Below are 12,595 nucleotides of genomic sequence, written 5' to 3' on the forward strand. Positions count from 1 at the left end.
TATGGATTCGGTATTGCGAGCCGCCGCGATGTACGCGGTATTGTTGGTGTTGTTCAAGATCGCCGGGCGACGTTCGCTGGCGGAGATCACCACCTTCGATTTCGTCCTGTTGATGATCATTGGCGAGGCTACCCAGCAGGCATTGCTGGGGGACGATTTCTCGATGACCAATTCGTTCATGGTCATCGTCACGCTGATTGCCATCGATGTCGGGTTTTCGCTGCTCAAGCTGCGCTCCGACTGGGTTTCGCGGCTGATCGATGGTGGCCCGACCGTCATCGTCGAGGATGGGCGTATCTTGCAGGGGCGCATGCGTCACGCCCGGCTGATAGAGGCAGACATCATGGAAGCGGCGCGCTCGAGCCAGGGCATCGAGACCCTGGATCAGATCAAGTTCGCGATCATCGAACGCAACGGGAAGATTTCGGTGATTGCCAAGGAGTGATCCTTGGTAGTGGCGGGGAGTGATCTTCAGCTGTGGCGGGAGTGCTGTTGTGGCGAGGGAGCTTGCTCCCGCTCGGTTGCGTAGCGACCGCAAGATTTCAGGGCCGCTTCGCAGCCCAGCGGGAGCAAGCTCCCTCGCCACAGAGTCAAAAGCACAGAGCCCGGAGCCCATAGCCGAGGGGGGGCATAGGGGCCATGGTCCGCGGGATTGCGACGAGCTTTAAAGGATCGGCTTGCCCCCGGTCACCGCATACCGCGAGCCGGAAATGTAGCTGGACTCATCCGAGGCAAGCAGCACGAAGATCGGCGCCACTTCCACGGGCTGGCCGGGGCGCCCCAGTGGTGTCTGCGAACCGAAGTTCTGCACTTCTTCCTCGGGCATCGTGGCAACGATCAGCGGCGTCCAGATCGGCCCTGGCGCGACGCTGTTCACTCGGATGCCCTTGGGCCCGAGCATCTGCGCCAGGCCGCCGGTGAAGTTGGCGATGGCGCCTTTGGTCGTGGCATAGGCCAGCAACGTCGGCTTGGGCATGTCCGAGTTGACCGAGGTGGTGTTGATGATCGATCCACCGGCCTTCATGTGCGGCACCGCGGCCTGGCAGATCCTGAACATTGCGGTGATGTTGATATCGAACGTGCGCACCCATTCTTCGTCCGGAATCTCTTCCAGGGTTTCGTGAGTCATCTGGAACGCGGCGTTGTTGACGAGGACGTCGATGCGGCCGAAGCGCGCCACGGTTTCATCGACGACCTTGCGGCATTGGGCCTTGTCCGCCAGGTCGCCGGGCAGCAACAGGCATTGCCGGCCGGCCTGTTCGACCCAGCGAGCGGTCTCCTTGGCATCCTCATGCTCGTTCAGGTAGGAAATGGCCACGTCAGCGCCTTCGCGGGCGAAGGCAATGGCTACCGCGCGCCCGATGCCGCTGTCGGCGCCGGTGATCAGGGCAATCTTGTTCGCCAGGCGACCGGAACCCTTGTAGCTTTGTTCACCGCAGTCCGGATACGGGTCCATCTTCTGCTGGCTGCCGGGGACGGGCTGGCTTTGTTTGGGGAAGGGTGGGGTTGGGTAATCGGCCATTTTCGTTCTCCATGGCAGGTGGTTGCGATGGAGGGTGGACTGTGGCGTTTCAGGCAGAGTTCGGTCGGATTTTCCCATCGGTCGATGAGCGTGACCGCTAGCGTTTCGTCGAGCGGGCCCAAGATCGGCTGAACGGGGACGCGGGCGTACTCTCCAATGCAAACAACGCTTCATAAGGAGAAGGGCATGTTCAGTCACATTCAGATTGGTGCGCGGGATCTACCGAAAATGGTCGCGTTCTACGATGCCGTCCTGGGGTGCCTGGGGTTGGTGCGCATGGACAGCGAAGACGACTCGGGCCCGCCCGGGGAAGGCTGGCATCAACCCGGCAGGCATTGGCCGCAGGTGTTCGTCCAGGTGCCGATCAATGGCCTGCCCGCGACCTGGGGCAATGGCATGCAAGTGAGCTTCGCCGCCGATTCGCCGCAGACCGTGCGCGCCGCCTGGGACATGGCCCTGGCGATGGGCGGTTTCGACGAAGGCGCGCCGGGGCCGAGGCCGCAGTATTCAAAGGATTACTTCGGGGCTTATTGCCGGGATCCGGAGGGCAACAAGTTGTGCTTTGTGCATACGCCGGATATGTATGACTGACCCGATCTGGAGGTGATCTGCTCCTGTGGTGATCCGCTCGTGAGGTCATCCGCTCTTGAGGTGATCCGCTGTTGTGGCGAGGGAGCTTGCTCCCGCTGGGCTGCGTAGCAGCCCCAAAATCTTGCGGTCGCTACGCAACCGAGCGGGAGCAAGCTCCCTCGCCACGGGGGGATCTGCTCAGCCTCGGGCTTTCAGGCTCCGCTCCATCCGCGCAAGACCTTCCTCCAGCAACGCCCTCGGGCAACCGAAGTTCAGCCGCACGAATTGCCCGGCATCATCGCCAAAATCCATCCCGGCGCTCAAGCCGACCTTGGCTTCCTTCAGGAAAAACGCTTGCGGATCGTCCAGCCCCAGCCCGGAGCAATCCAGCCACGCCAGGTAGGTCCCCTGGGGCACGGTCATGGTCACGCCTGGCAGGCGGTTCTTCACCGCGTCGACCAGGTAGTCCCGGTTGGCTTGCAGGTAGGCCTTCAATGCCTCCAGCCACGGACCCGCTTCGCTGTAGGCGGCACGAGTCGCCTCCAGGCCCAGGGCATTAACGCTGTCGACCATGCCCGCCCTGGCGCTGTTGACCCGCTCGCGCAGCCTGGCGTTCTGGATGATCGCAAAGGAGGTTTTCAGCCCCGCGATGTTGTAGGCCTTGCTGGCCGACATCAGCGTGATGGTGCGCTCGGCAATCTCCGCGCCGAGGCTGGCGGTGGGGATGTGCACGCGGCCATCGAAGCACAGTTCGGCATGGATCTCGTCGGAAATGATCCAGGCGTCCTGCTCGATACAAATGTCCGCTACGGCCTTGAGTTCGTCGCGTCCGAACACTTTGCCCAGCGGGTTGTGTGGATTGCTCAGCAGCAACGCGCCGCCGCCCTGCAAGGCGTCGCGCAATGCGCCCAGGGGCGTGTGGAACTCTCCGTCGAGCGGGGTGAAGGGCAGCTCCACCTTGTTCAGGTTCCAATGGCCCGGCGCATGACGCAGCGGTGGGTAGTTGGGCACCTGCACCACAACGTTCTGCTGCGGCTCGACCAACGCATGCAAAGCCATGTTGAAACCTGGCTCGACCCCCGGCAGGAACAGGATCTGCTGGGGCTCGACGCGCCAGCCATACTTGCTCCAGAGATCGGCGACGATGGCGGCGCGCAGGCTGTCCTGGGCCACGCTGTAGCCCAGCATCGGATGCTCCAGGCGCTTGTGCAGCGCATCGATCACCATCGGCGGGGCGGCAAAATCCATGTCGGCCACCCACATCGGCAATACCTCGGCCGGGTAACGGCTCCATTTGGTGCTGCCGGTGCCTTGGCGTTCGAACACCTGGTCGAAATCGAAAGTCATGGTGGTTCCATCAGTCAGGGATACAGAATCGGGCCATCATAAAGCAAAGAGGCTGGACAAAAAGATTGGTAGCTAATTGCCATTAATTTGTTGCAATGCGCTACAGTTTCGTCCCGAGACGTCGATACGCCGCCGACGGACGCCCCGTTCATGACAAGGACAGCCCGATGAAATCGCCCCTGCGCTTTAATGATCACTACCGCAAAGCCGATCGCATCATGCTCGGGCTGCTCTGGCTCACGCTCTTGTATTCGCTGGGCCTGGCATTTCTTCATTCGACCTTCAGCCAGGCGCTGCTGATCGGCGCACCCACGTGCCTGCTGGCTACGCTGCTCTACCGGGGCATCGGCGGCACCCGTGCGATGCGCTGCATCATCGCCATGGCGCTGATGGTCATGGCCGCGCTGCACATCAACCAGACCCGAGGCGTGATCGAGTTCCACTTCGGCATCTTCGTGCTGCTGGCGGTGTTGACGTTCTATCGCGACTGGCTGCCGATCGTCGTGGCCGCCGGTACCATCGCCGTTCACCACGTCGGGTTTCATTGGCTCCAGCATCAGGGCTACCCGGTGTTCGTGATGGATGCCCACGGCGGGTGGACGATGATTTTTGTGCATGCCTTTTATGTCGTCGTCGAAAGCGTGATTTTGATCTACCTGGCGAACCAGAGCCTGGCCGATGCAACGGACAACCAGGACGTGCTCGACAAGGTGCTGGCCGCCGCCGCGCAGTTGAGTCGTGACACCGACACACAACGCAGCCAGGGCGTGAAAGTCTCATCCGGCGAGCGTTTCGACCATTTCCTCCTGCAAGTGACCAACCTGGTGGACGGTGTGGTGCGCGACACCCGTGACCTGTCGGATCTTGGCCAGGACCTGTCCCAGGTCGGCCGGACCCTGGAAAACGGTGCCCGGCACCAGTTGGACGAAGTGGCACAGATGAGCGGCGCAATCGGCCAGTTGATGCAGGCCATGGAGAGTATTACCGGCCACGTCGGCCAGACGCTGCAGCGCGCCGGGCAGGCCAACGAGCAAGTCAACCGGGGGCGCACCACGGTTGACCAGACCCGGGAAGAAATTCTCGAGCTGGCGGGGCGGATCAACCTGACCAATGAAACCGTGCAACTGCTGGCCGAGCAGGCGCAGCAGATCGGCCAGGTGCTGGACGTGATCAACAGCATCGCCGAACAGACCAACCTGCTGGCCCTCAATGCGGCCATCGAGGCGGCCCGGGCCGGCGAGCAGGGGCGTGGGTTCGCCGTGGTGGCCGACGAGGTCCGGACGCTGTCCCAACGGACCTCGACTTCCACCACGGAAATCCAGCAGATCATCGCCAAGCTGCAACAGGGCAGCCGTCAGGCTGCGATCGCCATGCAAGACAGCCGTGAAGGGGTCGAGCGTTGCGTGTCCGCCAGCCAGCAGGCCTCGCAACTGTTGCATGCCGTCGTCGAAGACATCGCGGTGATCAACCATTTCAACGACCTGATCGCCAGCACGACCCAGCAACAGTCCGCGGCGTCGATGGGCATCAACGAGCGGCTGCAAACCGTACAGGCCGTGGCCGAGCGCAACGCCGACAACATTGGCGTGCTGACCCGCAGCAGCCAATGCCTGCCGCCTTTGGCGGAGCGGCTGGCGGCGCTGGGGCAAGCGTTTCATGGGACAGACCGGCAGCTTGAGCGAAAATAGCGTCGATACAAATGTATCGCTGTGTATCCAGCCCCGCTGTCGATACGAACTGATTCCTTCAAGCCCGTTGCTGACACACCCGGGATACCTCGCCGGCGTCTAATGAGCCCATCGAGACAGCACATGCCGTCTCAGGACCTCACTCAAACGCCGGAGATCACCATGAACCTGAAGAACCTCAGCCTCGCTTCACTGTTTGCCGTCCTCAGCCTCGGCGCCCTGACCGCCAACGCCCAGGACAGCGTCAAGCCACACACCTACATGTACGGCGATCACCTGGACATCGCCAAGGTGCTGTCGGTCAAGCAAGGGTCGGGCTCGGGCTGCGGCGTCGTTGAATCGCGGATGACCTATCTGGACTCCACCGGGACGATCCGGGCGCTGGACTACAGCGCTCTGGCCCAGGGGTGCGACCAGGATAATTGATCGCCGATGACCGCTAACCGTGGCGAGGGAGCTTGCTCCCGCTGGGCCGGTCCGACGCTTCGGGCGTAGCGGCCCCAAGTTTTGCGGTCGCTACGCAACCGAGCGGGAGCAAGCTCCCTCGCCACAACAGTACGGCGGGTTTGTCGCCGGCGCTGAAGGGTCGGCGTTAAACCCGGTTACGCCAGGTTGAACGGCAACTGCCGCAGCGGTTTGCCCGTCAGGCTGGCAATCGCATTGGCAAACGCCGGGGCGAGGGCGGGCAGGCCGGGTTCGCCCATGCCGGTCGGCGGTTCGGCGCTGGGAACGATGTGCACGGCGATCTGTGGCATGTCGGTAATGCGCGGCACGCTGAAGTCGGCGAAGTTGCTCTGCTGCACGACACCGTCTTTCAGCGTGACGGCACCGCCCGGCAGGCACATCGACAGGCCCATCAGGGCCGCGCCTTGAACCTGGGCTTCGACGCTCCGCGGATTGACCACCAGGTTGCAATGGACCCCGGCGGTCACGTTGTGCAGCACCGCACGCCCATCCTGCACCGAGGCCTCCACCACATAAGCCACCACCGAACTGAACGACTCGTGGACCGCCACGCCCCAGGCCTGTCCGGCGGGCAGTTGACGCTTGCCGTATTCGCTCTTGTCCACCGCCAGTTGCAGCGCGGCGCGATGGCGTGGGCTTTGATCGCCGAACAGGTTCATGCGATACGCCACCGGGTCCTGTTTCGTCGCGCGAGCGATTTCGTCGATCAGCGTTTCCATCACAAAAGCCGTATGGGTGGAACCCACGCTGCGCCACCACAACACCGGCACGTTGAGCTTGGGATGATGCACGGACAAGCGCATCGGCAGCGGGTAGGGATCGCGCATGCCTTCGGTCGCGGTGGGGTCGATGCCGTTTTTCATCTGCCCGCCGAACAGCGTGCCGGTGAGGATGGATTGCCCGACCAGGGCGTGGTCCCAGGCCAGGACTTTGCCGCTGTCGTCAAAACCGATGCGCGCACGGTGCAGGTGCATCGGGCGGTAGTAGCCACCCTTGATGTCATCTTCTCGACTCCACAGCGTGCGCACCGGCGCATCGATGCCGGCAGCACGGGCGGCCTTGGCCACTTCACAAGCCTGCACGACGAAATCATTGCTGGGCACACCACGCCGGCCGAAGCCGCCGCCCGCCGTCTGTACATTGACCTGGACTTGCTCGGGCTTGAGATTCAGCACCTTGGCCGCCGCCGCGCCATCGCCGCCGGGGAATTGCGTGCCGACCCACAACTGGGCGCGACCTTCGGACAACTGGACGGTGCAGTTCAGCGGTTCCATGGGCGCGTGGGCCAGGTAAGGGAAAATGAACTCGGCCTCCAACTGATGCGGCGCCGTGGCGAGTGGTTTCATGTCGGCATCAAAGTGGACCAGGCCAGGCTTGCCGGCCAGTTCCCGGTACTGAGCCAGCTGTTTTTCCGTGTCCACTTTCTCGACTTTGGCCACGTCCCACTCGACTTTAAGCGCATCGCGCCCCAGCTTCGCCGGCCAGTAACCGTCGGCAACCACCGCAACGCCTTCGGCGCCGCCGTCCAGCGGCACGCGCAAAACGGCTTTCACGCCTTTGGTCGCCCGTGCGGCGCTGTCGTCCAGGGACGCGATCCGGGCACCGAACACCGGTGGCCGGGCGACCACGGCGGTCAGTTGCCCCGGTAGATTCACATCAATGCCGAAATCCTGCTGGCCGCTGCTCTTGGCCTTGGCATCGAGGCGGGTGGTGGCCTGGCCGATGATGCGAAAATCCTTGGGATCCTTGAGCGTGACCTTCTCCGGAACGGGCAGCACCATGGCCGCTTCGGCGAGCTCGCCGTAACTGGCCTTGCGGCCGCCAGGCCCCAACACCGTGCCGTTTTGCGTGGTCAGGCTCGCCGCATCGACGTTCCAGCGCGCGGCGGCAGCGCTGAGCAGCATGGCGCGGGCGCGGGCGCCCAGTTCGCGGTATTGGGTGTAGCTGTTCTTGATCGAATTGGAGCCGCCGGTGAGGTGAATGCCAAACGCCGGGTCCATGTAGGCCGAGTCGTTGCTGCCGTTACGCGTGCGCACCAGGCTCCAGTCGGCGTCGAGCTCCTCGGCGAGAATCATCGGCAGGCCGGTCTGGACACCCTGGCCGAACTCCAGGCGGTTGATCGTTACGGTGACTTCGCCATTCGGCGCGATCTGCACAAAGGCCGAAGGTTGTTGAGTCGGCTTGAGCGCGCCGTCGCCAGCGCCGTTGGCCTGTTGCCCCAAGGCCAGGTGAGGAAACGCACCCAAGGCCAGGCCGCCGATACCGACGATCTTGAGAAAGCTGCGCCGGGGCAGGGTGGCGGGGCCGTCGCTGTCGTCGCGTTCAAGCAGGTGCTGCAAGGCGCGCGGAAGCTCGTTGGGAAAAATCTCGTTCAGCATGGCGAGCTCCTGTCAGGCGAGGGTCTTGGCGGCATCGGCCACCGCGGCGCGAATGCGGGCGTAGGTGCCGCAGCGGCAGATATTGCCGGCCATGGCCGAGTCGATCTCGGCTGGCGTGGGTTGCTTGCCCTTGGGCTGCGCCTTGAGGAACGCCGTGGCGCTCATGATCTGGCCGCTCTGGCAGTAACCGCATTGCGCCACGTCATGTTTGACCCAGGCGTCATGCACGGCACTGCCCACCGGATCGCTGCCATCGGTGGCCGCCTCGATGGTGGTGATCTTCTTGCCAACCGCGGCGGCAACGGGCGTCACGCAGGAGCGAATGGCCTGGCCATCCAGGTGGACGGTACAGGCGCCACACAGGGCTGCGCCGCAGCCGAACTTGGTGCCGGTCATGCCCAGCGTGTCGCGCAGGGCCCAGAGAATCGGGGTGCCGGGATCTACGTCAACCGTGTGTTCACGGCCGTTGATATTGAGGGCGCTCATAGTCGGACCAGCTCCAGATGGTTTGGCACCGATTACTATAGAAAGCATCGGCGGGGAAAGCTTGCACGATCCGGTCCGATGATTGCCCAATCTTGCAAATCCACCGTCCTTTCGTTTGAAACGCCCACGCCAAGATGTATGCCGGCCATACCCCCGTATGGTATCGAGCGTGCTGCGCCGCGATGCACACTCGTTCTCCAGGTGATCAGCTGTTTCGTATTGAACAGCGCGATCGCCTCATCGAAAACAGGAGAGCGAGCATGACTATGGTTCTGCAACAGACTGCGCAGAAAGACCCGACAAACCTGAGCAGGTCAGCGACCGAGGAACTGGTGCCTTCGCGCTATGCGCTCAAGGTCGGCGACATCGATGTGCTGGTGGTCAGCGATGGCGTGCTGCCGCTGCCGACCTCGACCATGTCGACCAATGCCGACCCGGCCGCCCGTGCCGCCTGGTTCAGCGACATGTACCTTGGCCCCGATGCGTTCGATTGGGCGTTGAATGTGCTGGTGGTGCGCAGCGGCGAGCAGACGTTGCTGGTCGACGCCGGACTGGGCGGGCAGTTTCCCGGTTTCCCGCGTGCCGGGCAGTTCCCCCGGCGATTGGAGGCTGCCGGGATCGAGCTGTCGTCCATCACCGATGTGGTGATCACCCACATGCACATGGACCACATCGGCGGACTGCTTGTCGAGGATGTGAAAAACCGCTTGAGTCCCGACGTGCGAATCCACGTCTGCGCGACCGAAGTCGCGTTCTGGGCGGCGCCGGATTTCTCGCGCACCGACATGCCCGCGCCGGTCCCGGACGTGCTGCGGACAACGGCCCGGCAGTTCATGGACGTCTACCGCGACAGACTGCAGACCTTTGAACAGGAGCACGAAGTCGCGCCGGGCGTCGTGGTCAAGCGCACCGGCGGCCACACTCCGGGGCACAGCGTGGTTTACGTGACATCCGGCAACGAAAAGCTGACGTTTGCCGGCGATGCCCTGTTTCCGGTGGCCTTCGACCATCCCGACTGGCAAAACGGCTTCGAGCACGACCCGGAAGAAGCCGTGCGCGTTCGCGTACGTTTGCTGCAAGAGGCCGCCGCGAGCGGCGAATGGTTCGTCGCGACCCACCTGTCGTTTCCCTCCGTGGGACGCGTGGCGGTGGACGGGGACGCGTTTCGTTGGGTGGCGGGCTCCTGGGATTATTGATCGGCGGCTATCCCGGCATTCGACAGCCGCAGATTTCAGGGTTCAGCGAGACAAAAAAAACGACAACCCGGGCTCCGCTCTTCGTGCAATCAAGCTCCACCCGTGGGCCCGGGCAATTTCCTGGCAGATCGTCAGGCCCAGCCCGGCGCCATGATCGCGGCGATGAGCTCCGCGCCAGAAACGGGTGAATATCTGCGCCATTTGCTCCTGCGTCACTCCCGGGCCCCAGTCGCGCACAGTCAGCGTATCGGCGCCGAGCTCCAGCAACACCTGGGTACCACGAGGCGCATGCTGGATGGCATTTTCCAGGAGGTTTTTCAGCAGGGTAAACAGGGCGCTGCGGTCGGCCTGCCAGGGCTCTGCCACAGCCGTCGGGCCAGTCAGGACGAGGCGCACATCGGCCGCGTCGGCCATGCGTTGCAGATAACCTGCCGCTTGCCGCGCAACCTCCATGACATCCACGGCGGCGAAGCTGTAGTTATGCGCCTCGCTGGTCTCGGCCAGCAGCAGCAGTTGCTGGACCTGCCGCGTCATGTGCTCGGCATCGTTGAGCAGCGAGTCGCGGCCCTTGTCTGGCGCCATCAGTTCGAGCTGTGCGCGGATCAGCGCCAGCGGCGTCTTCAGTTCGTGCGCGGCGGTTGCGAGAAATTCCTGCTGGACCCGGTAGCCGTGTTCCAGGCGCTCAAGCGCGCTGTTGAAGCTGGTCACCAGCGGCGCTACCTCGGACGGCACGGTTTTGACATCCAGCCGTGAGTGCAGGGAGCGAGGGGAGATGGCGGCCGCCGACTCCGAGACCTCGCGCAGCGGTTTGAGCGTGTAGCCCAGCGTGAAATAGGCGCAGGTGCCAAAGACGAAGAGCAGCACCAGGCTGAACAGGACGATCCCGGCGCCCATGAAAGGCCAGGCAAAGCCCTTGTGCAGCAGGTCCATCAGGCGTTCGCTGACGGCGAATTGCAGGTACAAGGTGTGGTCGACCTGCTCCACCGGAGCGGTCGCGGCGTACATGGTGATGCCTTTGCGCTCGAACTTGAAGCGCCCCTGTTCCGCGGGGCGAACCGTTGCGGCCGAAGCCCAGAATGCCTCGTCAGTGGAAGCCAGGAGGACGCTTGCCTCTGAATCCAGCACCCGATAGCCGATTTCCTCGCCCAGGCTGTTGAAGGTCCAGACGCGATCGCCCTCGCTGTTGTCGAACCCGGTGGGTCGGCCCGCCGCGTCGAACTGCAGCTTGCCGGCCAGCTCATGGGTGCGCTCGGCGACGTCGGTGGTCAGCAGGATATCGCTCTTGGACGTGATGAGCGCGAACGCGCCCAGTGCAATCAGCAGGATGCTCAAGCCCACGCCCGCGACGTAGGCGACCAGTACCTTGAAGCTGATGCTATTGCGCCAGATCGTCTTGCCGAAGGGCATAACCCAGGCCTCTGAGGTTGACTATCCGTTGATGGGAACCGATCGCCAGCAGCTTGCGGCGAATCCGATGCAGGGCCACGTCCAGGGCGTTCGGCGTCACGGCTTCACTCAGGCCCCATGCCGCCGCCTCGATGGCGCTGCGCCGGACGATTTCGCCAGGTTTGCGCAGCAGCAACAGCATGATCTGCATCTCCGCCGGCGCTAGCGGAATGCTACCTTCGACGCTGCACATGAGGCCTGTGTCGGGCTGCACACTGAGGTCGCCATGGGAAGGCGCCAACGAACGCCGCTCTGCGGGGCGACGCAGCAGGGCTCGCACGCGCGCGACCATTTCGTCCATGGCGAACGGCTTGGGCAGGTAATCATCCGCTCCTGCATCGAGGCCTTCGATCCGGTCATGCAGCGCGTCACGCGCGGTCAGGACCAGGCACGGCAGGCCCAGCCCGGCATTACGCAAACGCGCCAGCAACAGCAGCCCATCGCCATCCGGCAGGCCGCGATCAAGCACCAGCGCCTGGTAAGGCACTTGCTGGATTGCCGCCCACGCCGCGTCGATGCGGCTGATGACATCGACAGCGATGCCGGCGCTCGCCAGGCCTTTGCACACCAGTTGCGCGAGGCGTTCGTGGTCCTCGACCAGCAGAATGCGGCTCATCAGAAACGGTACAGGTAGCCGAACAGCACGCTGTTCTCGGTGGACTGGTCGACCAGCGGGCTGTCCTTGATTTCATTGGCAAGGCTCGTCGCCTTGAGGTCCAGGAACACGGAGTGATGGTCATCGAACATATAGTTTCCACGTACGCCAAATTCGGTGTTGATGCCGGACTTGCCATCATAGGCCGCCCGATCGATGCGAGCTTCATTTTCCCGAACGCCAAAGTAGTAATCGATGTATTTTTCGTCCTGCCAGATGGCCGCCAGCCGTGGCGTCAGCATGATGTGTTCGCCGATCCGCCAGGATCGCTCCAGGCCCAGGGTGAAACGCTGGCCCTTGCTGTTGCCCGAAACATCGCCCAGCCACTCGGCGCTGACATCGGCCAGGTCATTGCGCCATTCGACCTTGGCGCCCGCCCAGAATCCGCCCTTGCGATCGCTCATGCCCTCCAGGATTCGCGCGTCGTCGTCATCGTAGCCACTGAAATCGTATTCGCCGACGAGGCTGAAATCGAGCTGCTGGGTGTCGCTGATCTCCAGGCCCGGCAGCTTGATTTCGGCGGTGGGGCCGAAGACACGAAGGTATTCATTCTCGAAATAGATCAGCGGCAGGACCTCGCTGTCACGGTCGATGCCTTCGTACGGCTGTTGGCTGCTGACCGCACCCACGCCAAGCCCCCAGGCGGAGCCTTCAGGCTGGTCGGCACTGGCCGCCATCGACGCGCACACGCCCAGCACGAACGCCGTGCCGGCGGTGGTCAACCGGATCGCAATTGCAGTTTTCGAAATGGACAGGGGCATGGAAGTCTCCGGATCAATGGGATGAAAGCGTCCCTATCGTTGAGAACTTCTTCTTACTGAACACTTACGGTTCGGCCCGGG

Annotated in this window: 12 protein-coding genes; 5 read left to right on the top strand and 7 right to left on the bottom strand. The window is 63.3% G+C overall.

Going from position 1 to position 12,595, the window contains the following annotated elements; all coding sequences use genetic code 11:
- The first annotated feature begins 1 nt into the window (after position 1).
- Complete coding sequence (locus tag M1E16_RS13000; RefSeq protein WP_434697786.1) at positions 2 to 445, top strand: DUF421 domain-containing protein; 444 nt, start codon at positions 2 to 4, stop codon at positions 443 to 445.
- Between the two features lie 219 nt (positions 446 to 664).
- Here the strand turns inward: M1E16_RS13000 and M1E16_RS13005 are convergent, their stop codons facing one another.
- On the bottom strand, positions 665 to 1,522 hold the full coding sequence (locus tag M1E16_RS13005; RefSeq protein ID WP_434568527.1) for an SDR family oxidoreductase: 858 nt from the start codon (positions 1,520 to 1,522) through the stop codon (positions 665 to 667).
- Between the two features lie 186 nt (positions 1,523 to 1,708).
- Between M1E16_RS13005 and M1E16_RS13010 the strand changes: the two genes are divergently transcribed.
- Positions 1,709 to 2,113 (top strand): VOC family protein, encoded by a 405-nt coding sequence (locus tag M1E16_RS13010; protein WP_434568526.1) that lies wholly within the window; start codon positions 1,709 to 1,711, stop codon positions 2,111 to 2,113.
- Between the two features lie 177 nt (positions 2,114 to 2,290).
- Here the strand turns inward: M1E16_RS13010 and M1E16_RS13015 are convergent, their stop codons facing one another.
- Entirely contained in the window at positions 2,291 to 3,439 is a 1,149-nt protein-coding gene (locus M1E16_RS13015; protein ID WP_458130168.1) for a MalY/PatB family protein, read from the bottom strand.
- 167 nt (positions 3,440 to 3,606) lie between these two features.
- On the opposite strand from M1E16_RS13015, the gene M1E16_RS13020 reads away from it, so the two are divergent.
- A complete protein-coding gene (locus M1E16_RS13020) occupies positions 3,607 to 5,127 on the top strand; it encodes a methyl-accepting chemotaxis protein (RefSeq protein ID WP_458130169.1) in 1,521 nt (506 codons plus the stop codon).
- Positions 5,128 to 5,289: 162 nt separating this feature from the next.
- On the top strand, positions 5,290 to 5,553 hold the full coding sequence (locus tag M1E16_RS13025; RefSeq protein ID WP_434623781.1) for a DUF2790 domain-containing protein: 264 nt from the start codon (positions 5,290 to 5,292) through the stop codon (positions 5,551 to 5,553).
- Positions 5,554 to 5,729: 176 nt separating this feature from the next.
- Here M1E16_RS13025 and M1E16_RS13030 read toward each other — a convergent pair whose 3' ends face one another.
- Both M1E16_RS13030 and M1E16_RS13035 read right to left on the bottom strand, forming a co-directional pair.
- On the bottom strand, positions 5,730 to 7,970 hold the full coding sequence (locus M1E16_RS13030) for a molybdopterin cofactor-binding domain-containing protein (protein ID WP_458130170.1): 2,241 nt from the start codon (positions 7,968 to 7,970) through the stop codon (positions 5,730 to 5,732).
- Positions 7,971 to 7,982: 12 nt separating this feature from the next.
- Positions 7,983 to 8,456 carry a (2Fe-2S)-binding protein gene (locus M1E16_RS13035; protein ID WP_458130171.1) on the bottom strand — a complete coding sequence of 158 codons (474 nt, stop codon included), beginning with the start codon at positions 8,454 to 8,456 and terminating at the stop codon, positions 7,983 to 7,985.
- Positions 8,457 to 8,716: 260 nt separating this feature from the next.
- On the opposite strand from M1E16_RS13035, the gene M1E16_RS13040 reads away from it, so the two are divergent.
- Entirely contained in the window at positions 8,717 to 9,652 is a 936-nt protein-coding gene (locus tag M1E16_RS13040; RefSeq protein WP_458130172.1) for an MBL fold metallo-hydrolase, read from the top strand.
- 42 nt (positions 9,653 to 9,694) lie between these two features.
- Here the strand turns inward: M1E16_RS13040 and M1E16_RS13045 are convergent, their stop codons facing one another.
- From M1E16_RS13045 to M1E16_RS13055, 3 genes are read right to left on the bottom strand one after another with little or no spacing between them, the layout of a single operon-like run.
- Entirely contained in the window at positions 9,695 to 11,059 is a 1,365-nt protein-coding gene (locus M1E16_RS13045) for a sensor histidine kinase (RefSeq protein WP_458130173.1), read from the bottom strand.
- The gene (locus M1E16_RS13050) at positions 11,028 to 11,714 is read right to left on the bottom strand and encodes a response regulator transcription factor (protein WP_434568519.1); all 687 of its coding nucleotides are present in this window, start codon (positions 11,712 to 11,714) and stop codon (positions 11,028 to 11,030) included. Before M1E16_RS13050 ends, M1E16_RS13045 begins: the two co-directional genes overlap by 32 nt.
- Positions 11,714 to 12,514: a MipA/OmpV family protein gene (locus tag M1E16_RS13055; protein ID WP_434623774.1), complete on the bottom strand. Its 801-nt coding sequence runs from the start codon at positions 12,512 to 12,514 to the stop codon at positions 11,714 to 11,716. The genes M1E16_RS13050 and M1E16_RS13055 overlap by 1 nt, the downstream gene beginning before the upstream one ends.
- Positions 12,515 to 12,595 lie beyond the last annotated feature (81 nt).

It is taken from the genome of Pseudomonas sp. Z2-11 (assembly GCF_054161305.1).